The organism is Photorhabdus stackebrandtii, from assembly GCF_011189495.1.
GTDB classification, from domain to species: Bacteria; Pseudomonadota; Gammaproteobacteria; order Enterobacterales; family Enterobacteriaceae; genus Photorhabdus; species Photorhabdus khanii.
Genome location: NZ_PUJV01000031.1, coordinates 12,425 through 35,999 on the forward strand (window position 1 = coordinate 12,425; position 23,575 = coordinate 35,999).

Annotated in this window: 26 protein-coding genes and 2 pseudogenes; 22 read left to right on the top strand and 6 right to left on the bottom strand. The window is 39.9% G+C overall.

The genetic code is table 11. From position 1 onward, the window contains the following. Positions 1–463 precede the first annotated feature (463 nt). The 14 genes and pseudogenes from C5470_RS18510 to C5470_RS18575 all read left to right on the top strand — a co-directional run bounded on the left by C5470_RS18510 (position 464) and on the right by C5470_RS18575 (position 11,884). Positions 464–1,135, top strand: coding sequence for a helix-turn-helix transcriptional regulator (locus C5470_RS18510; RefSeq protein ID WP_166291156.1), 672 nt, complete (start codon positions 464–466; stop codon positions 1,133–1,135). 254 nt (positions 1,136–1,389) lie between these two features. Further along, on the top strand, positions 1,390–2,391 hold the full coding sequence (locus tag C5470_RS18515; RefSeq protein WP_166291158.1) for a LacI family DNA-binding transcriptional regulator: 1,002 nt from the start codon (positions 1,390–1,392) through the stop codon (positions 2,389–2,391). 159 nt (positions 2,392–2,550) lie between these two features. Continuing rightward, a complete protein-coding gene (nhaC, locus tag C5470_RS18520) occupies positions 2,551–4,005 on the top strand; it encodes a Na+/H+ antiporter NhaC (RefSeq protein WP_166291160.1) in 1,455 nt (484 codons plus the stop codon). Then, positions 3,992–5,170, top strand: a complete 1,179-nt coding sequence (locus C5470_RS18525) for a MalY/PatB family protein (RefSeq protein ID WP_166291162.1) — start codon at positions 3,992–3,994, stop codon at positions 5,168–5,170. Before nhaC ends, C5470_RS18525 begins: the two co-directional genes overlap by 14 nt. A gap of 117 nt (positions 5,171–5,287) precedes the next feature. After that, positions 5,288–5,446 (top strand): annotated as a pseudogene (locus C5470_RS18530) (transposase); the annotation flags it as partial. Between the two features lie 639 nt (positions 5,447–6,085). Beyond that, positions 6,086–7,216, top strand: coding sequence for an LLM class flavin-dependent oxidoreductase (locus C5470_RS18535; RefSeq protein WP_242688127.1), 1,131 nt, complete (start codon positions 6,086–6,088; stop codon positions 7,214–7,216). A gap of 25 nt (positions 7,217–7,241) precedes the next feature. Continuing rightward, positions 7,242–7,451, top strand: a complete 210-nt coding sequence (locus C5470_RS18540) for an aconitase family protein (RefSeq protein WP_339916966.1) — start codon at positions 7,242–7,244, stop codon at positions 7,449–7,451. Continuing rightward, positions 7,444–7,878 carry a 3-isopropylmalate dehydratase small subunit gene (locus C5470_RS18545; RefSeq protein ID WP_166291164.1) on the top strand — a complete coding sequence of 145 codons (435 nt, stop codon included), beginning with the start codon at positions 7,444–7,446 and terminating at the stop codon, positions 7,876–7,878. Before C5470_RS18540 ends, C5470_RS18545 begins: the two co-directional genes overlap by 8 nt. Then, positions 7,875–8,660 (top strand): class I SAM-dependent methyltransferase, encoded by a 786-nt coding sequence (locus tag C5470_RS18550; RefSeq protein ID WP_166291166.1) that lies wholly within the window; start codon positions 7,875–7,877, stop codon positions 8,658–8,660. The genes C5470_RS18545 and C5470_RS18550 overlap by 4 nt, the downstream gene beginning before the upstream one ends. Then, on the top strand, positions 8,660–8,980 hold the full coding sequence (locus C5470_RS18555) for a GNAT family N-acetyltransferase (protein WP_166291168.1): 321 nt from the start codon (positions 8,660–8,662) through the stop codon (positions 8,978–8,980). The genes C5470_RS18550 and C5470_RS18555 overlap by 1 nt, the downstream gene beginning before the upstream one ends. Continuing rightward, entirely contained in the window at positions 8,920–9,378 is a 459-nt protein-coding gene (locus tag C5470_RS18560) for an ATP-grasp domain-containing protein (protein ID WP_207627043.1), read from the top strand. Before C5470_RS18555 ends, C5470_RS18560 begins: the two co-directional genes overlap by 61 nt. Further along, positions 9,329–9,646 (top strand): hypothetical protein, encoded by a 318-nt coding sequence (locus tag C5470_RS18565; protein WP_166291170.1) that lies wholly within the window; start codon positions 9,329–9,331, stop codon positions 9,644–9,646. Before C5470_RS18560 ends, C5470_RS18565 begins: the two co-directional genes overlap by 50 nt. Further along, entirely contained in the window at positions 9,643–10,881 is a 1,239-nt protein-coding gene (locus tag C5470_RS18570) for an MFS transporter (RefSeq protein WP_166291172.1), read from the top strand. The genes C5470_RS18565 and C5470_RS18570 overlap by 4 nt, the downstream gene beginning before the upstream one ends. Continuing rightward, positions 10,874–11,884: a hypothetical protein gene (locus C5470_RS18575; RefSeq protein WP_166291174.1), complete on the top strand. Its 1,011-nt coding sequence runs from the start codon at positions 10,874–10,876 to the stop codon at positions 11,882–11,884. Before C5470_RS18570 ends, C5470_RS18575 begins: the two co-directional genes overlap by 8 nt. 524 nt (positions 11,885–12,408) lie before the next feature. Here the strand turns inward: C5470_RS18575 and C5470_RS18580 are convergent. Continuing rightward, positions 12,409–12,678: a helix-turn-helix domain-containing protein gene (locus tag C5470_RS18580; RefSeq protein WP_278249203.1), complete on the bottom strand. Its 270-nt coding sequence runs from the start codon at positions 12,676–12,678 to the stop codon at positions 12,409–12,411. Between the two features lie 968 nt (positions 12,679–13,646). Between C5470_RS18580 and C5470_RS18585 the strand changes: the two genes are divergently transcribed. The 8 genes and pseudogenes from C5470_RS18585 to C5470_RS18610 all read left to right on the top strand — a co-directional run bounded on the left by C5470_RS18585 (position 13,647) and on the right by C5470_RS18610 (position 18,448). Continuing rightward, positions 13,647–14,336, top strand: coding sequence for a PAS domain-containing protein (locus tag C5470_RS18585; RefSeq protein WP_166291198.1), 690 nt, complete (start codon positions 13,647–13,649; stop codon positions 14,334–14,336). 41 nt (positions 14,337–14,377) lie between these two features. Next, on the top strand, positions 14,378–15,064 hold the full coding sequence (locus C5470_RS18590; protein WP_166291176.1) for a helix-turn-helix transcriptional regulator: 687 nt from the start codon (positions 14,378–14,380) through the stop codon (positions 15,062–15,064). 24 nt (positions 15,065–15,088) lie between these two features. Then, complete coding sequence (locus C5470_RS23805; RefSeq protein ID WP_422631085.1) at positions 15,089–15,367, top strand: hypothetical protein; 279 nt, start codon at positions 15,089–15,091, stop codon at positions 15,365–15,367. A gap of 13 nt (positions 15,368–15,380) precedes the next feature. After that, positions 15,381–15,527, top strand: a complete 147-nt coding sequence (locus C5470_RS23810; RefSeq protein ID WP_422631087.1) for a helix-turn-helix transcriptional regulator — start codon at positions 15,381–15,383, stop codon at positions 15,525–15,527. 24 nt (positions 15,528–15,551) lie between these two features. Next, positions 15,552–16,220, top strand: coding sequence for a PAS and helix-turn-helix domain-containing protein (locus tag C5470_RS18600; RefSeq protein ID WP_166291178.1), 669 nt, complete (start codon positions 15,552–15,554; stop codon positions 16,218–16,220). A gap of 87 nt (positions 16,221–16,307) precedes the next feature. Then, positions 16,308–16,441 (top strand): annotated as a pseudogene (locus C5470_RS23815) (transposase); the annotation flags it as partial. Positions 16,442–17,077: 636 nt separating this feature from the next. After that, the gene (locus C5470_RS18605; RefSeq protein ID WP_166291180.1) at positions 17,078–17,764 is read left to right on the top strand and encodes a helix-turn-helix transcriptional regulator; all 687 of its coding nucleotides are present in this window, start codon (positions 17,078–17,080) and stop codon (positions 17,762–17,764) included. Between the two features lie 18 nt (positions 17,765–17,782). Then, positions 17,783–18,448, top strand: a complete 666-nt coding sequence (locus C5470_RS18610; RefSeq protein WP_166291182.1) for a helix-turn-helix transcriptional regulator — start codon at positions 17,783–17,785, stop codon at positions 18,446–18,448. A gap of 131 nt (positions 18,449–18,579) precedes the next feature. Here C5470_RS18610 and C5470_RS18615 read toward each other — a convergent pair whose 3' ends face one another. From C5470_RS18615 to C5470_RS18630, 5 genes are all read right to left on the bottom strand, one after another. Then, complete coding sequence (locus tag C5470_RS18615; RefSeq protein ID WP_166291184.1) at positions 18,580–19,887, bottom strand: hypothetical protein; 1,308 nt, start codon at positions 19,885–19,887, stop codon at positions 18,580–18,582. A gap of 377 nt (positions 19,888–20,264) precedes the next feature. After that, complete coding sequence (locus C5470_RS18620; RefSeq protein WP_166291186.1) at positions 20,265–21,251, bottom strand: T6SS immunity protein Tli4 family protein; 987 nt, start codon at positions 21,249–21,251, stop codon at positions 20,265–20,267. A gap of 156 nt (positions 21,252–21,407) precedes the next feature. Then, on the bottom strand, positions 21,408–22,346 hold the full coding sequence (locus C5470_RS18625; RefSeq protein WP_422631088.1) for a T6SS phospholipase effector Tle1-like catalytic domain-containing protein: 939 nt from the start codon (positions 22,344–22,346) through the stop codon (positions 21,408–21,410). Next, entirely contained in the window at positions 22,321–22,599 is a 279-nt protein-coding gene (locus C5470_RS22970; protein WP_242688132.1) for a hypothetical protein, read from the bottom strand. The genes C5470_RS18625 and C5470_RS22970 overlap by 26 nt, the downstream gene beginning before the upstream one ends. A gap of 295 nt (positions 22,600–22,894) precedes the next feature. After that, positions 22,895–23,485, bottom strand: a complete 591-nt coding sequence (locus C5470_RS18630) for a recombinase family protein (RefSeq protein WP_166291188.1) — start codon at positions 23,483–23,485, stop codon at positions 22,895–22,897. Positions 23,486–23,575: the final 90 nt, after the last annotated feature.

Consider the following 23,575-nt stretch of genomic DNA (forward strand, 5'->3'; position numbering starts at 1 on the left):
AAAATACATCTAATAGTCTTATCTAAATAAATACGACCAATAAATACAAAATAACTAACTAGAATGGGTTATTCTGATAACGGCATTGGATTAACTAACTTATACTATGTCTCCATCCGGTTATGGCTGTCAGACTCTATGCTGGTCCAGATAAAAAAGAGCATCGTAGATAAAACAAGATCAAAAATTGATGCGTGGATCACATTTTCACACTTCATGAAACCGATTACATGAAACCGATAACACATCTCACATTCCATTCGAAACAAATTCATTATCTTATTGTAATAACTTATACAAAACTGGAGTTTAAATAAAATGGTATAACTAATCTGGCACTAAAATATAGTGACAATCGTAGCAATGCGATTACTTCTGATTATTAGGTAGCTCACCATAGAACGAATCACTGTCTTTGTTCATTACTAGAATATTTTTTTATTTATATTTTTTAAGGTCACATATGAGCCAAATTACCCCTCAGTTAACAAATATGTGGGATAAAAGTCATGAATCATGGTTTGTAAAAGATAAAGAATTCCGTTTTATGTATGCAAATCCAGTATTTATTAAAGTAAACAAATTACCAGAAAACTTTAATGTTACAGGATATACTGATAAAGAATTACCTACACTGTTTAATAACTTTGCTCACCTTTTTGAAGAACATGACCGTAAGGTTTTACAGTCTATGCAGAAAGTATCATCTATTGGGGCTTATCTGCCAGACAATGGTCAAAAACTTAAATCCTATTCTTGTGACAAATATCCGTTAATGGATGAAAATAATCAATGCATAGGGATAATTGGTCACACTAAAGACATAAGCCATTTTTCGCTATACAATTACATTAAAAATGACTCATCTACCTCTGTTAGACTCAGACCCCCTAATAATATATTGACAGCGAAAGAATGGATAATAATTTTTTTATTCTGCCGTGGTGTCAGCAATAGATTTATCGCCAATGAAATGAAGATTTCATGCCGTAGCTTAGAAAAATATTTTAAAATCATCTATGATAAATTATCAATTGGATCAATGACTGAATTGAGGTTATTTTGCAAAGAAAATAATTATGATCTCTATGTCCCCCCCAAATACCTTCAAGCTACAGGCCATTTTTTGCTATAAAAGATGATACCTGCGCTCCTATACACCCTGTCATTTAATCGGCTCTCCCTGATTAAGTGACAGGGAGAACGGGTAGCCTTCAATACATGCCCATTATAACTAAACCATTCATGCAAGATTATTCAAATAAGTCCGATTCATATTATTCGGTCACAATAAGGTATATAAATCCTTTCATGATAATCTGAATAAATTAGGCTATGATCCCCGTTTCACATTTGTCATTGATTACATAAACTGCTGAGGAAAGGAATATGGCTACAATGAAAGACGTAGCACATCAAGCGGGAGTATCCGTGGCTACCGTAAGCCGGGTCATCAATAACACAGCTTACGTCGAACCAGGTACCCGTGAACGTGTAGAGAAAGCAATGCGTGAATTCAACTACCACCGAAATTCTGCTGCACTTGCCCTGGCAAAAAGATGTGGGGATATGTTGGGTTTACTCACCGGTAACTTAGCTGATCCTTTTTTTTCCCGTTTAGCACGCGGAGTTGAAGAAATTGCCCGGAAAAAAGGGGTAAAACTGATGGTGTGTAGTGGTGGGCATCAAGCTGAACTCGAAAAATCCGCCTTAGATTTTTTAATCAATCAAGGGTGCGAAGCGATAGTGGCACATACCACTCGAATGAGTGATACAGATATATTACGTTATGCAGCGCATACGCCAGCATTAGTGATTGTTAATCGATATTTTCCTGCAATCGCCAACCGATGCATCTGGTTAGATAATGTTAGCGCTTCACAGGCTGCTACCCACTACCTTATCCAAAATGGTCATCGAAAAATCGCCTGTATAACGACAGACCTGCCTATTGATGATAGAAAACTCCGCCTGGAGGGATATTATTCTGCAATGACTCATGCGGGTATCACCGTACCTGGCAATTGGGTTATCAGCGCTCCATTTGACGAAAAAGGCGGAGAACAGGCAGCAGAAAAGCTCTTGGACAGCGGCATCAACTTTACTGCCGCAGTGACATTCAACGATGTTATGGCTGCCGGCATGATGCGAGCCCTTCATCAACGAAAAATCAACTTACCGGAACAACTGTCGATCGTTGGGTTTGATGATATTGTCCCGGCACGATATCTCTATCCCTCTTTAACGACTGTACACTACCCAATAGAAAGGATGGCACGGCGGGCTGCTAACCTGGCATTACAGCTCAATGCCCAGGAAGAACCGGCCCCACAAATGAATATGTTCTCAGCCGAACTCGTAATCAGAGATTCTGTTTTTTCCATAGGATGAAGAAAAGCATCACATACAAAACAAGCGTAAAAAACGATACACAGATCGCATTTTCACACTTCATGAAACCGATTACATGGACAAGTCACACCTCTCACATTCCATTCGAAAAAAATTTATTATTCTTTCTCAATAACATATCCGAAACAGGGATTTTAAATGGATGACAAAAAAAAGCTTAATCTGGGACTAGCTATGCTACCGATCGTAGCAATGCTCCTACTTCTGGTTATTGGCTATGGTCAACTGGGACTGCGCATTGAGCCCTTATTACTCGTATCAGCAGGAATAGCGGCTGCCTTTGCGTATTGGCAAGGCTACCGCTGGAATGACATTATTGATTCCATTGTGGCAAAGCTAGCCAAAGCAATGCCGGTGATCATGATACTGATTTGCGTAGGGGGACTAATCGGAACCTGGATGATCAGCGGAACCATACCTTATATGGTTTACTGGGGATTAAAACTGATTAGCCCGCAATATATACTCATTGCTGCCTTCTTTATCACGAGCATTATCTCAGTCTGCACCGGTACATCGTGGGGTGCAGCCGGAACCGTGGGTATTGCCCTAATGGGGGTCGCGGCAGGTCTTGATGTACCTTTGGCTGCCGCCGCAGGTGCGGTTGTTTCAGGTGCATATTTCGGCGATAAAATTTCACCTTTATCTGATTCAACTAATTTCGCCGCCATCGTCGCCGACACCGACCTTTACAGCCATATCCAACACCTGATGTATACCACTATCCCAAGCTTTATTTTAGCGGCGACTGTTTATCTTATCGCTGGTCATACAAGCTCAGTAGGTAACATCGCAACACCTGAAAAAGTCACAGACATCATTCAATCTCTTGAAAGCCTGTATCACTTCAATTTATTACTGATTTTGCCACCGATACTGGTTTTGTGGGGTGCAATAACAAAACGTCCGGTGATACCCGTTATGTTGGCTGCATGTGCATTGGCTATTGCGATCGGCATAGGTCTTCAGGGATTTACACTTAAACAGGGCCTTAATGCGTTGATAGATGGCTTCAATCTCTCAATGTTCTCTGAGCAGGGGCACAACATCACTGGAGTCGTTAGCGACGTCCCACGTCTGCTCAATCGCGGTGGCATGTTCTCAATGATGAGCACCATCCTGCTGGTATTTTGTGCCTTCTCGTTTGCCGGTGCTTTGGCGCTCACAGGTGCCCTGACCCTCATCATTAACCGGCTTCTGCAAGCTGTTCACACAACCGGGCAACTTATCGCGGCAACCGTAGCCACAACCATCCTTGTGACCGGTGCCACCTGTGATGGAAAACTGGCTCTCCTCATCCCGGCAGAACTCTTTAAAGGTGCCTATCGCCGCATGGGCCTGGATAATAAAAATCTGTCACGGACAATAGAAGATGCCTGTACCGTCATTGAGCCACTCATCCCATGGACTGCCGCAGGCATTTACATGGCGACGACTCTGGGTGTCAGTACGCTTGAGCTGCTGCCCTGGGCTATCCAGTGCTACGCCGCCGTCTTTTTTGCACTCATTTATGGCTTTACTGGTTTCGGTATTGCAAGAGTCGCACCGGAACATTCCCTGAAGAATAAGGAAAGCCAACATGAAACCGCATGATTTCAATCAAATCATCGATCGCCACAATACGGGCTCTGTTAAATGGGACTTTTTGGATCGTTACCTGCAATTGAACCAAACTGATCTTCTGCCAATGTGGATTTCTGATTTCGATTTCCAATGTTCGGAAAAAATCCAGCAAGCACTACACACCCGAGTCAACCATGGTATTTTCGGTTATAGCGAACGCGACGATAACTATTACCAGGCAGCAATAGACTGGTTTTCAAAACGTCATCAGTTAACCTTATGCCGGGATTGGTTCACTTCAATAGAAGGTGTCATACCCGGGCTGGCTTTGCTGATCCAGATGCTCAGTAAACCGGGTGAAGGCGTCGTGGTACAAGGTCCCTATTATGGCTCATTCGCTAAAATCATCACCATGAACGACAGAGTGGTTATTGAAAATCCACTCCTTGAAAGTCTGGACGGTTATAAAATTGACTATGATCATTTAGAGCAGATATTGGAGCAACACAGACCGCCTTTGCTCCTGTTATGTAACCCACACAATCCTACTGGCCGATGCTGGGATCGCGACGAGTTGACCCGGTTATTGACGCTCTGTAAAAAGTACGGTGCAACGGTAATTTCTGATGAAATTTGGGCTGATTTGATTTTACCTGGGAAAACATTCACCTCAGTACTGCATCTGGGGAACGAATGGCATAGCAACATCATTGCCGCTACCTCAGCAAGTAAAACATTTGGACTCTCATCACTTCGTATATCGAACTTTCTCATTCCAGATCCCGGTTTTCGACGTGCCTTTAACGATCGATTAAACGCCCACGGATTAGATGTATTTAACTCGCTATCGATGACTGCGGCCACAGCAGCATATCAACATGGAAGTCTATGGTTTGATGAGCTACAAAAGCACCTGGCTGAGAACCGTCGCTGGTTGGAGCAAGCTATAGCGCATACTGTCCCTTGGTGCCGAATGACCAAAGCAGAAGGCACATACCTGGCTTGGTTGGATTGTCGCACTTTAGGTCTGGATGATGATGCTCTCCAGCTGGCCTTGCTACAGAAAGCGAAAATAGCCGTTTCAATGGGACGGAATTTTGGCGATAGGGGAAAAGGGTTTATTCGGATAAACTTGGGTTGCCCTCGTCAGTATCTTGAAAAGGTGATCTCCGGTTTAACTCAGTTAACACCATAGACTAAACAGATTATTGACAAAGTGCTGGTTTTTTACCCAGCACTTTACTTTAATTAAATTCCGTTCACCAGACAGAGCTTGCCGCCATGTTAAGTCCCCCCTCTCCAGACTTTCTCACTGGAAACCCTCTCACTTGATGAACTGGTGCTCAAAAATCATCTGGTTCGTCAAGTTGATGCCGCCCTGGATTTTGAATTCACCCGCGAACTCGTTGCCCCGTTGTATTGCCACAATAATGGCCGCCCTGCTATCGATACGGTCATGCTGATTAAAATCAGGCCGCCGTCAATCAATCCAATATTGTTCAGCGTATCGTGAACGTTGATTTGCGTTTGTCCGGCGCTGATTTCGCCTGATGCGCTATTGATGAATTAGGCCACATGCTATAACAGAGGGTTAACCCCTCTTACCGCTGAAAACCGCATAAACTCTGGGTTTGTGACGATGTAGATCGCCGCCGGGTTAATATTATCTGAACCCCTGTTTTATTTTGTGATGATTACCACTGATATGCGTACCAACGACTTATTCAGCAACTTATCATAATGATCTGAGCGAAGCAGGTTTTAATATTATTATTTATGCCAACCATATGCTCAGAACGGCTTATAAAGCAATGGAACATGTATCTCACGAAATATTAAAGTATGGGCGTTCTGCAGAAGTAGAGAAAGATTGCATAAGTATAAAAAAAGTCATCAATCTTATTCCTTATGCATCTTGATGCCTGAGTTTTAATATTTTTCTATCAAGAAAATATATTCTCACATATATAACCTATGGATTTCGAGTTGCATCGTGGTGGCAAAAGAGCGCATTCCCGGGAGCATAGATAACCGTGTGTTTATAAAAACAGTGACTGCTGCCAGAAAATAGGAAAATTAAAAGACGACAAGTATTATAAAGGAAAATATAATGGAAAGTAACCAGAAACAACTCGTGCTTGGTGCTTATCTTACTTATGGTACTGGGCATCACCCGGCTGCATGGCGTCACCCTGATGTTAATCCGCAAGCGGCACAAGATATCGGGCATTATCTGAATATGGCTCGTATAGCAGAAAAAGGTTTACTCGATTTAATTTTTCTTTCTGATACACCTTCAGTTTTTCAGGATGATCAACGGGGTTATGGTAGCCGAGTAGTCGTATTCGAACCTATGACTCTTTTATCAGCATTGGCAATGGTGACTGAACATATCGGTCTGGTTGCTACCGCATCCACCACCTATAAACATCCATTTAATATTGCCCGTGAATTTGCTTCGTTGGATCATATTAGCCGTGGACGCGCTGGCTGGAATCTGGTGACCTCGTCTAAATCTCATGCAGCGAAAAACTTCGGTTTTGCTCAACATCCTGAGCATGATGAACGATACCTCCAGGCGGCTGAATCCTGGGACATTGTGACTGGATTATGGGATAGCTGGGATGATGATGCTCTGCCCCGTGATAAGCAGAGTGGTATTTTTTATGATCCATCAAAATGCCATGAATTAAATTTTCAGGGGCAATATTTCTCCGTAAAAGGGCCATTAAATATTTCCCATCCTCCTCAGGGGCACCCCATTATTGTACAGGCTGGTTCTTCAGAACCGGGAAAAGAATTGGCAGCCAGAACGGCTGAATTAGTTTTCACTGCACAGCCTGATATGAATTTAGCAAAAGCATTTTATAGCGATTTAAAATCCCGGCTCAGTCAATATAAAAGGCACTATAACAATATTTTAATTATGCCGGGGCTGTGCTTTTTTATTGGTGCTGATGAAGAGAGTGCCAAAAAGAAATTTAACGACTTGCAGGCGCTTATTCACCCTGAATTTGGTCTCAGCATGTTATCTGATTTGCTCGGTGGTATTGATTTATCAGGCTACGATATTAATCAACCTCTGCCAGAGCTTCCTGTTTCTAATGGAAATCAAAGCCGTCGGGCAATTATTGAAAAGATGGCCAGATCAGAGTCTTTAACAATTAAACAGTTATACGAAAAAATCATTATCGCCAGAGGCCATTTAATTCTTATTGGCCCTTACCAACAAGTTGCTTGAAAAAATTGTTTCTGCGGGTGCTCTGGTGACTTCTCCCGGGTGTAGGGCTTGTGTTGGCACACAAGGTACCATTCCCGCTAAAGGGGAACGAGTTCTTTCAACGATGAACCGGAATTTTCAAGGGCGTATGGGCAATGCTGAAGCGGAAATTTATCTCTCATCGCCTTTAGTTGCAGCAAATGTGGCATTACATGGCAGGGTGCCGCTGATTACGGAGCTTGAATGGCATGATTGATCAAAAAAACGATTTTGCAAAAAGGGATCCCATCAAAAATCAACGTGTCAGGATGATTACGGGAGATATCATTGTCTGTAATGGTATTTTTGGTATTGGCAGTTCAAGGGAACAGGCGGTGAATACTTTATTAGCAGTAGGTATACCTATGGTTGTTGCTCCCGCTTTCGGGCGGATTTTTTTCCGCAACGCATGGAATCTTGGCTTGTTAGCGATTGAAGCTGACATTGAAGGTTTTCGTGAAGGATTAACTGTTGAATGCTTAATTAACGAAGGCCGTTTTATCGCTGAAACGTCATTAGCGGATTTTTATCCACCATCCGAACAAATGTTGGCGGTTGTCCGCGCAGGTGGACGACTCAATTACATTTTTAATCAATTGCCCGAAAACCCATCACCCAAAGAGAAGGAGCAGAGGATCATATGACACAGCATAAAGAAAAATTTGATGGTTTGGCTAAAAGTTATGATCGCTACCGCCCTCGTTACCCGCAGGCACTTTTCCGTGAAATTTGCCACTGGCTACCTAAAGACAGGGCACTGTCTGTTGTCGATATTGGTGCTGGAACCGGCATTGCTCTCGAAGGGCTGGCAAATCTGCTTGGTCAACAACACCACTACACTGCCATTGATATTTCGCAGGATATGATCGACACCGGTAAACAGAAACTGCCATGGGTCAGTTGGTTACATGGCAGTGCTGAACAGCATCTCGCCAATGTGGGTAATCCTGACCTGATCATGGCAGCACAATCTTTTCAATGGATGGCTCGGGCAACAGTATTAAATCTGGTCAGAAACAGTCTGGCAGATAATGGCATCATAGCGGTCCTGCAAAATAACCGAGATTACCGGCATAGTGAATTTCTTAATGAGTATGAAAATCTGCTGGAAGAATTAAGCCCTAACTATCGCCGTCACTATCGGGATTTTGATTATGCGCAGGAATTGAATACTGCATTCCTGCATGAAAATGCCCTCCATATTACACTCAATACCCACTGGAGTATGACTATTCCCGACGAAGCATTTATCGGGATGAGTCGTTCATCGACTCAAGTGCAACGCGCTTTAGCTGCCCACGGTGAGTTATTTATCGGAAGATTAAAAATGCTGGTGGATAAATATCAATTTGAGGGGAAATTGGCAATTTTATATGAAAGCCAACTGTTTATGGTTGTTAAGCAGGTTAATTCTGGAAACGAATAATGTCAGAAATAACGATCAGCTTCTCTATACCGACTGAGGAAGATATCAAGGGAATATTGGCACTCTTGCAAGACGTTTATCTGCCATTTGTGACTGATTTTATGCCGACAGCACTAAATGAAACGCCTGTCAGTATTATGGAGAAGCTAATTTATTGGAGAATGGCTAAATATGATAATCAGGTTGTTGCGGCTGTATTAGTTGAGCAAGAAGACAATAATTTAACGTTCAGTTATTTATCTGTATTACCGGCATTCAGGTGCCGGGGAATTGCCAGCAAATTACTCAATATCATTTACCAAGAGGCAGTATTGTATTAGGATATCGTGAAGGTATTGCGACAGCTTTAGCCCGTCAGGGATATCAGATTATTCATATAGTGGAAAGAGTTAAACCTGCCCTTAATGGCACGAAGTACTATAGAGTTAAAAATCTGGAAGATGCACAAGAAGTTCTGCGGTGTGTATTAAACGTTTCCTTACATACAGTTATAGGTATTGTTACAGGCAACGAAGACGGTGTATTTACGGCGGCGGTATTATGCGATATGTTGCAATTACCTGGCCCTAAAGATTATCGTAATACTTTATATTTTCGGGATAAATATTTACAGAAACAGAAGCTGACACACCTTGTCCCTCATGCTTATTGCCGGTATGTAACCCGTGATGATGATTATTCACAATTGGTTGTTGAGTTGGTTACTGCGCCCAATTAATAATATACCATCACAGGATTATCACGGTTATTCTGGGGTTATTGGTGTTTATCCAGAGGGGCACAGCGCATCAGATTTATTACATTTACCAAATGTTGTTGCTGTATCGGAATTAGAAAAAACACGCCATAAAATGACACGTACTGGTGCTCACGACTTTCGCTATTTGGCATTCGCCTCATGTCAAAGTCTGGCTGAATTTCATAATTTGATTAATCAATTGTCAGAATCTTCCCCATCAACGCATGTTAAGCGAGAAGTACAATGAAGAATCAACAGTTATTGCGGAAAAAATTTATAGGGTTCCAAACCTATACGGCTTTTTCTGCCTTAGCTGAAGGGATGCAAAGTGTGATTATTCTCTGGTTGGTTTTCCAAATCACACACAGTCCGTTAGCTGTCAGTTTCACGATAATAGCAGGGTACCTTCCGTCCGCAATTATGGGTTTTTTTCTTCTTTCATTTGCTGATACTAAAAACCCTGCCCGGCAACTCACTGTCAGTAATGGCATCCTCACTCTGTCAGCATTCTGCCTGCCGCTGTTTTTTTTATTTTCAGCAACACAACCTACACTACTCATGCTGGCAGTTATAACTGTACAAAGTATTTTATCTCTAGTGAAGATGTTCAATAAAACGTCGATAAACCGTATTGTCCGGGATAATTTTACATCGGAGGATGGCAGTAAAATGTTGCAAATTTCGGCATCAAATATTCAGATTTCGCAAACATCGGGGGCGGCATTGGGAGGGGTATTTCTCACATTGGATGCCGGTAATTCAGGCTTATTTATTGCTGGTTTTTTTTATGCCGTCAGTACAATAGTGACCGGCTTTTTTACTTCTTTTACTCTATCAGTGATACCAACAATAGTTCATACCGATAAAAAACAGAAACAACTACTGGATAAAACGTATCTCGTTCATGTATTTAACCGACAGGAATTAAGAAAAATATTATTATTTTCCATTCCTTCCAGTGGTGCATTTCAATTTATTAATACCTCTTTACCACCACTAGCTGATACTCTTACTGAATCAGGGGCGAATTTTTACGCATCACTCAATATTAGTTGTATGATAGCGGGGTTTATCTCTGGGTTACTTCTGTCGCGAAAAATAGTCGGAGAAAAATTTATTCTTAATCATGCGCTGTTAATCAGTGCAATCATAATTGTATTAATGGCTGGAACAGAGAATAAATATCTGGTAGCTGCATTGTTATTTTGTGCAACACTGTTTATTACCTGTCACATTATATGTATTCAAGTGAAATGTAATCAGGTACCTGAAAAACAGGATGTCGGCAAATTTATTATGCTAAGAACATCCATTGCTTCATTGTCTAAGATAACATTTTCATTAGGTGCTGGGGCATTATTATCACTCTTTTCCCTGAAAACCACTTATTACCTGGTGGTTGGTATCTTATTATTATTTTCTTTGCAATGGTATTTATCTCAGAGAGATTTACTTGATAAAGGAATAAAAAAACATGAATAATATAATTTATCGTCGGTTAGTTATTTCACAGATAAATAATCAAAAATCTCTGCTTTTTCCAACCCTGCCGGATACATTATCACACAAAATATGGTCTTTATTAGGTTGGAATGAGATAACATTGCAACGTTTTCTTTGTGCAAAGAAAATATTTGTCACTTTACCCCATGCCAGTCCTAATATCTTTTTTCCACGCGCGGGTGTCAGCAAATTCGTTACTGACAAACAAAAGGAAGACCATGAAGTTTTTCATCTCCGGGTTGTGCTGACTCACATAAATTTTAGTGATCTTGGCTGGCGACCTTATTCTTGGTGGTATCTCAATGAGGAAGGAGTATTAATAAAACAATCCATATTCAGTCGTAATAAAAAGAAAAAACATTATATTATTGCCAGCCAACCGCCTTTATTATCAGATAAACAGTATTATCCCCCTATTCTTGGGCAGGGCATACAATTAGCGCAATATGCCGATAATCTGGCTCTCTCATATATTATTTTGCAGGCCTTTCAGGAACAGTTATCGGGGTTTTCTCTTGCCGGCAGAACCCTTTATCTCCCACTGGATATATTGATCTTATTGATGCAGACACTTGCCAGACAGCAACCTGGTGTACACCCCTGGTTATTGAATTTATTAACTCATGCACAAAGCCGAAAACTTAATGAATATCAACTTGAAGATACACATCAGTGGGAAAATGCATACGTTTATGATAATTATACAAATATATCACTATTATTTCCGTTGGCTCCGACTGCAATCGTCGGGGGAATAAAGATGCAGCGGTATTGGCCGGATATTATTGATAGTGTCATCATAATTAATGAAAAAACCACAACGCTTTGCCCGATACCGCAATGTCTTACTTTTCCACAGTGTCAGGAATATCTGTTACCTTACCGGCCTAAACAGGAAACATTGCGCCAAATTCAGACGGCAGATATTGAATACAGTCTTGCAATGGCAATAACCGAACATCAGCTTTATGTAACTTCATAAATTTATTACTACATACTTAGTGTTGATAATCAACCAAACAACTAAATTGGGGGTTGATTAAATAAGATAATAACAAAAACAAGATGTTATATTTTTATACAAAAAATAGACTAATTTTTGTTATCCCTGTAACGCAGCCGCTGACGGATAATTCGGATAAACTTGGGTTGCCCTCGTCAGTATCTTGAAAAGGTGATCTCCGGTTTAACTCAGTTAACACCGTAAAATAAAGACACAATATTATATCAGTACCCAATAATGGCGAAGAGTCGGATAAGTGCAGCATGTTACCAGATCACACTTAATCCGACTGTATTCTTTGTTTAAAGATAAATAAATTTTCATCCTTGCAAAATACCACCGCACTTTATTCAATATATGCAAAAAACCTGCCTATCAAAATCATGCCTGATGTACAAAGAGAACTTTCATTCGTGAAAAATTCTGCTCGTACCTCAGACATTGAATTCCCTTCTCATTAACTTTGTTATGAGAAGTCCAAGTAAATTTTTACAAATAATAATTTACTTAGAATATCTGCTTGGCCATATTTCAGATGGCTCACAATTCAAAATGGTGGCAATAATCCGCTCACCCTTGGGCCATGGGCGATGTAAAACATTCGATAAAGTAGATGATGCAAGCCCTGCTTCTCTTGAAACTGCCGCCAACGATGTTCCTCGTTTTTTCAGCGCCGCAATAATATCAGCTTTATGCCAGTCGTGTCTTTCGATCATTCCTGTTTCCTTCCTCAGTTTGGTTATACAAGGTACTATGCTCATATCCGCGCTCATATCCGCTTCCTATTTATCAGACCAATGTTTTTATGTTGTTACAGCTTTTCCCCTGGGCCCGCACTGGGTGCGGAATACTAAAAAAATAGCTGTGCTAAAACGTTAAACCCCGCAAAGCACAGCAAATTCTCCGATATAGAAAGAGAGATGATTGTTGTTTGAAATGTTACATCTAGGTACAGGAGTTTAGTTATTCTTACACAAGTTGGAATCGTATTAAATACTTCAATGAACCTTTTAAAGTAATCCTTTAATTGAGTAGCATGACTCATGCTGAGTCAGTACAACCAATTGGTGTACAAAGTGCAGCTATATTGCAAAACTTAATATTAGGCTCACTATTAAGTATTTACTACTTATTTAAATAAAAATAATTGCTGTAAACCATGCTTTTAAATGAACAGTAAAAACAGATAGCATATAAACCCCCAAATATACACTTAATACAAGAGGAGTAATTTGCTTATCTCACTCTTCGAGTTACATTAGAAATGTGTTCAAAAACTATCATTTTCCTCAGAACACGGTTAATAATTGCTCTTTATTACAGATAATGGTAAATAAAACAGATTAGTAAAATGGCTATCAAGCATTAGGACAAATAATTATTTATCCATTAACAACTTAAAGAGGCTACAGATGACTTCGGACACAATCTGCACTTTTTTACCATTGATAACACACGCTTTATCGCTAAAAGACGCCAGATATCAGGTGCAACAGCGAGCACAGCCACAGCCTCGGACCATTTCTTCGGCAAGCCATAAAACAATTTTCGTATAAAATAATAAATGAAGTTATATTTCCACTTATTTAAAATCACATCATTAAATAGTAAAAAATCAATTAATAAATATACGATTTTTGACGAGAAAGTTATTATCTTCTATTATATAACAGCCCACTTGAAGCGTAATCGGCAAACAAAATTTTCAAATAATAATTTAAATAAAGATTTAGGAGCTGTTATGTCAAACATAAGAAAAAACCCCAGTAATATCACACCACAATTAACTCAAATGTGGGACAGAAGTAATGAACCTTGGGGAGCCAAAGATCTGCAATCAAGATTTATTTATGCGAATTCTGCTTTTTATCAACTACTTAACCTTCCTAAAGATTTTGATATTATCGGGCTTTCTGCCGGTGAATTACCCTCGCCTATCGCCGAATATGCAGAAGAATTCTACCGTCAGGATCAAAAAGCTATTCAAACTATGCAACGGGTCACTTCACTAGAAACCCATCTGCTTGGAGAGCATAACCTTAAACAAACCTATCTTTGTGACAAATATCCCCTTTGTGATGAAAAGGGTGATTGCATCGGGATTATTTTGCATATGTACAAAACCCAGGATTTTTCTGTTTCTTACTATTATGAAAAAACATCTCCGTCAACCCTGCAATTTATACCACCTAACAACATACTGACGCAAACCGAGTGGGAAGTTCTTTTTCTGACCCTGCGTTCACAAGATGAAGAAAGCATCAGTAAAGAATTAATGATCAGCACAGAAGATGTTATTAATCATATTCAGTCGATTTATCAGAAATTTAATTTACCACTCCATATGGAATTAGAAGATTTCTGCAAGAAAAATAACTATCACCTTTATGTTCCTGAAAGATTTTTCACTATTGGTAGTAGGGAATTATAGATTTAAACCACTAATCATTAACTGTACAATAGGATTTAGTCATGAGTAAAATCAATAAGCTCACTATTTCACTTCAAGTGATTAATACAATGCAGCAAAGTAATGAACCCTGGGGAATCAAAGATAGGAATTCATGCTGGATTTTTGGTAATTCAGGGGTGAAAATTCTTCAGAATCTTCCAAATTCATTTGATTATGAAGGATTATATGATGATGAGCTCCCCTGGGATGGGGCTGAGTTTACACAAGAATACATTATTCACGATAAAAGCGTAATGGAAAAAGAAAAAAGAATATGCTCACTTGAGACGCATATATATGGGAAAGATACATTCCTGTCATCCTATTTTATCGAAAAATACCCACTATATAATGATGAAAAAGAATGTGTCGGAGTTCTTTTACATGGATGGGAAGCCCAAGATTTCTCATTAACCCGTTTATATCACGGTAAACTCCCGGCATCTATTCTATTCCAACCACCAACTGACTTATTTACTCAACGGGAATGGGATATTATTTTCCTCTCCTTACACAAGTATACCAGTAAACAAATGGGCAAGATGCTAGATATCTCCTATCGCACAGTTGAAACCCATATAGCTCGGATATACAGAAAAATTGGCGTTAATTCCTGTTATCAATTGGAAGAATATTGTCGCCTCAATGATTATGATCTCTATGTACCAGAAAGATTTGTGCACCCAGAAAGCAGAATGTTTCTTTAAATCTTAAATTATAAAGGCGTTTTTATGAAGAAGAACTATGCAATATCACCTCAAATTATCAACACAATGGCATTAAGCAATGAGCCGAGGGGAGTGAAAGATAGTTCTTCATGCTTTATTTATGGAAATCAGGCATTAAAATCTCTCAAGAATTTCTCAGGCTCATTTGATTTTGAGAGGCTTTATGATGATGAACTCCCTTGTGATGGAGCTGAGTTTGCAAAGGAACATATTCACCATACTCAAAAAGTAATGAAAGAAGAAAAATCATATATTTCTCTCCTTGCACAAGTATACCAGTAAACAAATGGGCAAGATGTTAAATATATCCTACCGCACAGTTGAAACCCATATGGCACGGATATATAAAAAGATTGGTGTTAATTCCTGTTATCAACTGGAAGAATATTGCCGTTCTAATGATTATGATCTCTATGTGCCAGAAAGCAGAATATTTGTTTAAATTTCAAACCATCACGGAGTTTTTATGAAGAGTTATGAAATATCACCTCAAATTATTAACACAATGGAATTAAGCAATGAGCCATGGGGAATCAAAGATAGTTCTTCATGTTTTATTTACGGTAATTCTGTAACAAAAAAATTTATTCATAATGTTAAGGAATCATTTGATTACGGAGGGCGTTTTGATCATGAACTTCCTTGGGCTGGAGCTGAATTTGCAAAAGAATTCATTTATCAAGATAAAAAAGTGATAGAAAACAAAGGAAGAATATTCTCACTTGAAACACATATATATGGAAAAGAGCAAATATTGTCATCTTATTTTTGTGAAAAAATGCCTTTTTATCATGAAGATGGTAACTGCATAGGAATTATGTATCACGGTTGGGAAGCCAAAAAATATTCATTGACCCATCTATATCAATATTATAATGAGCTACCTGCATCTATTATATTTCAACCACCAACGGATCTTTTTACTCAACGTGAATGGGATATTATTTTTTTCTTTCTACAGAAATACACCAGAAAACAGATTGGACAGAGATTAAATATTACTTATTGTACTGTTAAAGAATATATGACCAGAATATATAGCAAGATAGGTATTAACTCCAGTCAACAATTGGAAGAATATTGTCTGACGAATAATTTTCATCATTATGTACCAGAAAGATTTTTATTATCGTGACTGCTCACCGCCCTAAAGGGTAATGCTTCCCACTTCACAGGCCGCAACCGTCGATATGACGGATTTACGCTGGCCTCTGTGGGCATTAAGTACCGACGCAGGCTCTTACGGACAAATGATAGAACAACGACGGGATGCCTTCAGCTCGGATGGAGGGCGAACACGATCACGTGCCTCTGCTGGTCGCATACCCGTCCAAACTGGCGATAAGTGTAATGATTTGACATCCTCCCCTACCTGAAAGGAAGGGGCTTCCCGCGAAAAGCATGGTGATTCGCTTCGTTTACCTTTTGGGTCACATTAAAAATGTGTTCAAAATTCTCGTTTTTTCAGAACACTGTCCATATTTACTATTTAATTACAAATCAGAGTAAATAAAAAAGTTTAGTAAAATATCTATTAAGCATTAGGGAAAATAATAATTTATCAATTGACAACAAAGCGAATATTGGTGATTTCTGACATAATCTGCAATTATTTATTATTGATAACACATATTTCTCAGCAAGAAGATGAGTAATATTAAATGCAACAGCAAGTACAGCAACGGCCCAGACCATTTTTTTAACAAACAATTAAAACAATTTTCATATAAAACAATATATATAGTTATATTAATTACTATTGAAAATCGCATCATCAAATAGTAAAAAATCAATTAACAAATATACGTTTTTTGACGATAAAGCTATTATCCTTTATTATAGAACAGCTCATTTGAAGCGTAATCGGCAAATAAAAATGTCAGATGATAATTTAAATCAAGACTCAGGAGTTACTATGTCAAATATAAGAGAAAATCCCAGCAATATCACACCACAATTTTCCTGAATATTTAGATATCACAGGGCTGAATCATGAGTAAAACCAGTAAGCTAGTTATTTCACCTCAAGTGATCAATACCATGCAGCAAAATAATGAATCTTGGGGAATAAAAGATCAAAACTCATGCTGGATTTATGGCAACCAGACATTTAAGTATATTCAAAATCTTCCACATTCATTTGATTATGAAGGATTTTTTGATGACGAAATTCCTTGGGATAGCTATGAGTTTGCAAAAGAATTCAGAAATCATGATAAAAGTGCCATGACCAAAGGGCAAAGAGTATGTTCACTTGAAACACACTGGTATAGAAAAGATAAATTTCTGGTATCTCATTTTTGTGAAAAACATCCAATATATAACGATAAAAAAGAGTGTATAGGAGTTATTTTTCATGAATGGGAAGCTCAATATTTCTCATTAACCCGTCTATACCATGGCAAACTCCCTGCATCTATTATATTCCAACCACCGACTGATTTGTTTACCCAACCGGGATGGGATATTATTTTCCTCTCCTTACAAAAATATACCAGTAAACAGATGAACCAAATATTAAATATCACCTATCGTACTGTTGAAATCCATATGGCACGGATATATAAAAAGATTGGCATTAATTCCTGTTATCAATTAGGAGAATATTGTCGCCTTAATGATTATAATCTCTATATGCCAGAAAGATTTGTACAGGAAGAAAGCAGAATGTTTATTTAAAATTATGACGGAGTTTCTATGAAAAGCTATACGATATCACCTCAGATTATTAACACAATGGAAATCAGTAACGAACCGTGGGGAATCAAAGATGAAAATTCATGCTTTCTTTATGGTAATCAAGCGTTTAAAAACATCCAAAACCTTTCCGACTCATTTGATTATGAAGGGATTTTTGATGATGAAATTCCTTGGGATGGCGCTAAGTTTGCAAAAGAATTCATTGCCCATGATAAAAATGTAATGACAAAAAAAGGAAGAATATGCTCACTTGAAACACATGCATACGGAAAAGAAAAAATTTTATCATCTTATTTTCAGGAAAAACTCCCATTATATAATGATGAAAGCGAATGTATCGGAATCCTTTTCCATGGATGGAAAGCCAAAGAATATTCATTGTCCCAGTTACATCAATATCATAAAAATTTACCATCATCCATTATACTCCAACCACCAACGGATCTTTTTACTCAACTTGAGTGGGATATTATTTTCTTCTTTTTACAAAAATACACCAGAAAACAGATTGGACAGAGATTGAACATTACTAATCATACTGTTGAAACATATATGGCTAAAATATATAGCAAGATAGGTATTAATTCCAGTAAACAATTGGAAGAATATTGTCTGGCGAATAATTTTCATCATTATGTACCAGAAAAATTTTTATTGACTTAAAAATCTTATTATCAAACTATTCACATAATTTTCAATTACTGATAATGATAGCGGCAGCCTTAATTGATTAATAAGGCTACCGCTGAAACAATATATTGATCCCATTTTGACAAAAGGGATCAAATAGCATTTTACGGTGCATCGGGTAAAAACTGCCAGCGCCAGACATGCAACCTAAACTTACTTCCACAATCCAAACAACAGATATTTGGATTATCCGGGGTGGTGACTACCCCCGCGATATCCAAATTCGCAGATTGGCAATGAATGCAACAAACCCCCTGCCTTCCGGGCTTAAATCCTGACATATATCGGGGATACGGTGTAATAGGCTGATCACCCAGTTCATCAAACAGCGGCTGTAGCCGTTTACGATAGTAGTTAAACACTTCCAACTTTCTGAGTTTACCAATTACCAGAGCCTTCGCAGGCCGCCACTGCGTCCACAGCATGACCAACACGGAATACAGACGATAGTAATATTTCTCCTGCAATCGATAAAACACCGAACCGACACTGGCAGAAAACGCCTTATCACAGGCCCGGCAATAATATTCATCATGCTGATGCTCCCTAACGTAAGCTGTCAAACGCCGGTTCCCACACCAGGGACATTCATATACTCCCCCCAAGGACGGATTTTGTTCATCCAGACGATCAGCCAGCGCCCGCAGTATCGGCTCTCTTTGCCAGACACATCTTAAATGCTGGTATTGCGCTTGCGTGGTATGCGCAAATAATCGCTGGAACCAATCAGGCACCGGTACCTCATCATCCGGCGTATTCTCGGCAAACGGATCAATCCCCTTAGGAACTTCCGGGTAGATAACAAACTGGTGCTGGCACGTTTCACAGTGGACCATTGGATTACCCGCAGGCATCTCTTCAACGTAGCTTAACTGTGATGACCGGCATGCCGGGCAATGAATTCCTTGCTGGCCCGGCATGAAGCCCAGCAAATAACGGGGATTCGGTGTCACCGAGCGTTTACCAATCAGCATCAGAACCGGCTTCAGCCTCTGGCAGTAGCATCTCCAGGATTTCTTATAATAACAACCACTTATCCACATCGCCTCTTCAATACGCCAGCAGCCCCAGAGCGTTACCAAAACAGCGTATAAACGGGCCTGCTGATTATTATCAAGTTGATGAAATGGTGTACCAGCATAGTAAGAGTGGTGATGCTGACAGAGTCGGCAATAGTATTCTGGATGTGTAGATTCCATCAGTCCCATAAACCTGACTTCATGACAGCTACTGGGAATGCAACGCATCTCCTTCGGTGGATGATATTTATCAAGTTCAGCAGCCAGTTTACGTAGCACAGGTTCGCGCTGCCAGATTTGGCACACAATGGCATACTCTTCTGCCCCCAAATGAGAGAAAGCTTGCGGATACCAGTCAGGCAGCGGCAAAGCCTTAGTCACAATATTATTCATAATAAAAATAAATTCCTTATAATTCATTGAGTTAATTTGATAAGAAATAGCGTAATATCCGGCCGCAATGTTTTTACCTGCCGATGAAAAAGGGAGTACGTGACGGATACCGTGCACTGAGATACCCTACCGCTTCCCCCGGAGGCAAAACGTCGCCGGGAAGTATTTACGCCAGATTTGGTAAAACTGAACGAATGTCCGGTGATTAAAAAATACCGTTACGGGTTCAGAATAAATAAGAAGAAAGGAGATAAAATAATCAGAGAAAAAATAGCCGTAGCCTGATATCACCTTTCTAAATAGCTCGTTAAATTAACGAGAATGTTTTTTCTCACTCATTAGCCTCACCACCTAAAAAAATAATGCCAGACATATCGCTATCCGAAAGCGTTCGGTCTTTTACGAAAGGTTTTCGTTATTGCATCCCACAACATCATCAGCTCATCTTCAGTATATGGCGTTGAAGGTAACTGATAATTCATTAACATAATACCAACACAAGTTTTTTCTTCATCCACCACCATGTCATTGATAATAAAATCAAATCGATACCGAGGATTACTATCAAAAGGTTGCAGACCTACGGCTAATAACTCCTCTCCATGAATGCCGTTTATTTCTCTTTCCCTCTTCCTTATTACCCTACCACAATTAACAAACCAATCCCTTTCAGCTTCACCAATACGTTCAAATAAAGAACCTTCTTTAAGGTCATTAATTATTTCAATACCGAATGTGAAATGGTTATCCTCATTTCCCTGATAGACAAAAGTCATATTCACTTTCTCATCATCATTATTATGACTGGCAATAAAACCATCAGGGATACAGATTCCTGCCATTGTCGGAATTTCTCTATCCTTTCTACCACTGATTCTGGGAAGAAGCCTTTGCATTTTGTCCAAAGTTTGAGAAAGCATTTTATATTGGCTTTCGGTCATCCCAGATTTTATATAAAGTTTTTTTGAATAATTGTATTTGTCATCTGAGATTTCTATAAATTTCATCTCTATGATAAAAGCAACACCATTATCATATAAATGAGCTTCTAATACCCGAATAAAACCGGGTTCACTGACATTGTTATTTCTGTCAAAAATAACACCGTATAAGTTCCCCTGGAGATGATGAACCTTTTTTAAAAAAGGCAGATCTTTCAGATCGGCAGTTCTGGTCGCCCTTAATTTCTGCTCTCTTAATTGTATCCGCTGTTCAAATGTGGATAAATGCAAACGCTTGGTTTCTACTCTTGCATTATCAATGAATATTCCAGTATTGATGATGTTTTCAAATGCCATGGGAATATCAATCAGATAACACCCAACACAACGGGTCTGCATATTTTTTAATATTTCAGTTGTCATTTTCTTTTCCTTCTTAGATTAGAAAAGGGTAATAAAGGGTAGGGAAATATCACTGCCATAAGACATAAATAACCACGACAGCCAATAAAATAAATAAGGTATTTCTTATTCAATCTCATACCATATCAACACCATTCCATTGGCGGACAGCATTCTTCATTTCTCAGGTCCCCCTCGCGGAGACGGTTCCAGCGTCCTCCCTGCCCAACGCGCTTTGAGCTTCTCTTTGCCAATTTGCAATCGCCGCGCGTCAATAAACTGCCTCTGCTGACTCATCACCTCGCCCACATTATGGGTGAACGCTTTCGTCTGCTCCGCGTCTGGTAACATGGTGATCAATTCTCCGGTGGATAAATCGTGGGCACTTACTTCCAGCTGAGTGGAGTGAACTTCGCCGATGGCCTCCGCCACCATGTTGCCGACTTTTTTCCGTTTGAAGAGAAACAAGTCACTGCCAACCGGTGACTCAGCCCCGACCACATTGCCGCCCACCGTTAAAAGCGACAGGGATTTATTACACATCTTGCCGAAGTAAATCACCCGGTAACGGAAATAACCGCCTTCCGGCTCACGCGTATCCAGCGTCGAGTACATAAACCAGGCACGGGAATCATGCACCTGATTGTCATACAGGGCCACCAGTAATGACTCCGGGGATTCTGGCTGACCCGTTTTTCCCGTCGGGACAGACCGGAAAAGCCGTTTGACCAACGCCTCTCCCACCCGTTTCATTTGCTGATATTCCTTATCCTCATCATCACTGCTCAACAGATAAAGGGCGTTGCCCAGAATGTCATCGACAACAAATTGCTTCATACTGTGTATCTCACGCCGGTCTCCCCGGTAGTCACGGCTAAATTCCGCTGCCGCTTCCCGCAACTGCTTCTGGGCGATTTCCGGGTCAAAATCCGGTATTCCCGGGACTAACACCGGGGGCTCTCCCCGCCCACCGTTCAAAGCGAAAGCCGTCCGCTGGGCTTTCCGTTGCTTTAACACCGCCTGCTGCTTTGCTTCCTGCGCCTGCTGACTCTGCTCGTAGTGGGCTTTGTTCGCATCACGGTTGGGAGCTTCATGGAAAAACGGCGCACTGAGCAGCGTAGCGGTTGATACGCCAGGCGGTCAGCCAGTCCATCTGGTTTTTCATGGCCTGCTCCAGCGCCACTGCTGACCGTACCGGTTCAAAGCGGGCAGCTTCCTCTGCCGACAGGGGTTGTTTAGGCAGGCCTGGTAAAGGAAGATCCTGTTTTGCCGGGAAGTCCATTTTTGCCCTTTCAGGCTTAACAGGCCCGTGAATTTCAATTTCTCCAGTCAGAGGTTCGGGATATAAATAATTAATCGGGCTATTCATGCGCGAATCGCGCCATTAACAACGCGGACAATTAATGAATAATCTTATCCTCTGAATGGGAGCATCTCTAAATCAAGTCTTTTTTTTAACAAATTGCACAAAAGTTTAAATATCAAATAAATATAAAAACCAATACAACAAGATAAATGACACAATATTTAAATAAAACATAAAAACATGACATTTATTTACAAAAAAGACTCCATTTATTCCAACCCAAGAGGAAGATTCACCATTTTTAATATAATAGGGGTCCGCTTGGAAAACGGAAAATATCCCACGCTAAGACCATTTTTTAAACAGTAGGTATTTGCTGTTTTGCTTTAACTCTCAGAATTGTTTGCCGTGTGGTTCTGAATTCCCTGGCAATTGCACTTATGCTTACACCAGACTGAATTCGTTCGAGTACCCTCTGTTTTTGTTCTTCATTTAATACCGGTGGGCGTCCAAAGCGTTTTCCTGCATCCTTCGCTCTCGCTATCCCCGAATAAGTGCGCTCGAGTAAAAGATCACGTTCAAATTCAGCGACCGCTGAAATCACCTGCATCGTCATTTTTCCTGCTGGACTGGTCAAATCAACGCCACCCAATGCCAAACAATGCACCCGAATGCCTAATTCGGCCAGTTGCTCCACTGTTTTCCTGATATCCATCGCATTACGACCGAGACGATCCAATTTTGTGACAATCAATACATCACCATTTTCCAGACGGTCAAGCAACCGGTTAAAACCTGGACGTTCACAGGCCGCTACCGAGCCACTGATTTGTTCTTCGATTATTCGCTGGGATCTGACGCTAAAACCCGCGGTTTCGATTTCCCGACGTTGATTTTCGGTGGTCTGCTCCAGAGTAGAGACCCGACAATAGGCAAAAATTCGTGACATAATGAAATTTTCTGTACGAAATAAGTGTACACATTATAATGCATGTCCGAAATTAATTTCACTCACTTTCGTACATATTTGTTAGACAGT

Excerpts from the sequence above, each read along its gene's own strand:
- C5470_RS18605 (WP_166291180.1), top strand. The coding sequence starts at position 17,078 with ATGAGTAAAACCAGTAAGCTAGTTATTTCACCTCAAGTGATCAATACC.
- C5470_RS18565 (WP_166291170.1), top strand. The coding sequence starts at position 9,329 with ATGATGATTATTCACAATTGGTTGTTGAGTTGGTTACTGCGCCCAATT.
- C5470_RS18570 (WP_166291172.1), top strand. The coding sequence starts at position 9,643 with ATGAAGAATCAACAGTTATTGCGGAAAAAATTTATAGGGTTCCAAACC.
- C5470_RS18580 (WP_278249203.1), bottom strand. The coding sequence starts at position 12,678 with ATGAGCGCGGATATGAGCATAGTACCTTGTATAACCAAACTGAGGAAG.
- C5470_RS18630 (WP_166291188.1), bottom strand. The coding sequence starts at position 23,485 with ATGTCACGAATTTTTGCCTATTGTCGGGTCTCTACTCTGGAGCAGACC.
- C5470_RS18575 (WP_166291174.1), top strand. The coding sequence starts at position 10,874 with ATGAATAATATAATTTATCGTCGGTTAGTTATTTCACAGATAAATAAT.
- C5470_RS22970 (WP_242688132.1), bottom strand. The coding sequence starts at position 22,599 with ATGAATAGCCCGATTAATTATTTATATCCCGAACCTCTGACTGGAGAA.
- C5470_RS18535 (WP_242688127.1), top strand. The coding sequence starts at position 6,086 with ATGGAAAGTAACCAGAAACAACTCGTGCTTGGTGCTTATCTTACTTAT.
- C5470_RS18555 (WP_166291168.1), top strand. The coding sequence starts at position 8,660 with ATGTCAGAAATAACGATCAGCTTCTCTATACCGACTGAGGAAGATATC.
- C5470_RS23805 (WP_422631085.1), top strand. The coding sequence starts at position 15,089 with ATGAAGAAGAACTATGCAATATCACCTCAAATTATCAACACAATGGCA.
- C5470_RS23810 (WP_422631087.1), top strand. The coding sequence starts at position 15,381 with ATGTTAAATATATCCTACCGCACAGTTGAAACCCATATGGCACGGATA.
- C5470_RS18525 (WP_166291162.1), top strand. The coding sequence starts at position 3,992 with ATGAAACCGCATGATTTCAATCAAATCATCGATCGCCACAATACGGGC.
- C5470_RS18550 (WP_166291166.1), top strand. The coding sequence starts at position 7,875 with ATGACACAGCATAAAGAAAAATTTGATGGTTTGGCTAAAAGTTATGAT.
- C5470_RS18610 (WP_166291182.1), top strand. The coding sequence starts at position 17,783 with ATGAAAAGCTATACGATATCACCTCAGATTATTAACACAATGGAAATC.
- nhaC (WP_166291160.1), top strand. The coding sequence starts at position 2,551 with ATGGATGACAAAAAAAAGCTTAATCTGGGACTAGCTATGCTACCGATC.
- C5470_RS18600 (WP_166291178.1), top strand. The coding sequence starts at position 15,552 with ATGAAGAGTTATGAAATATCACCTCAAATTATTAACACAATGGAATTA.
- C5470_RS18515 (WP_166291158.1), top strand. The coding sequence starts at position 1,390 with ATGGCTACAATGAAAGACGTAGCACATCAAGCGGGAGTATCCGTGGCT.
- C5470_RS18510 (WP_166291156.1), top strand. The coding sequence starts at position 464 with ATGAGCCAAATTACCCCTCAGTTAACAAATATGTGGGATAAAAGTCAT.
- C5470_RS18545 (WP_166291164.1), top strand. The coding sequence starts at position 7,444 with ATGATTGATCAAAAAAACGATTTTGCAAAAAGGGATCCCATCAAAAAT.
- C5470_RS18615 (WP_166291184.1), bottom strand. The coding sequence starts at position 19,887 with ATGAATAATATTGTGACTAAGGCTTTGCCGCTGCCTGACTGGTATCCG.
- C5470_RS18585 (WP_166291198.1), top strand. The coding sequence starts at position 13,647 with ATGTCAAACATAAGAAAAAACCCCAGTAATATCACACCACAATTAACT.
- C5470_RS18590 (WP_166291176.1), top strand. The coding sequence starts at position 14,378 with ATGAGTAAAATCAATAAGCTCACTATTTCACTTCAAGTGATTAATACA.
- C5470_RS18620 (WP_166291186.1), bottom strand. The coding sequence starts at position 21,251 with ATGACAACTGAAATATTAAAAAATATGCAGACCCGTTGTGTTGGGTGT.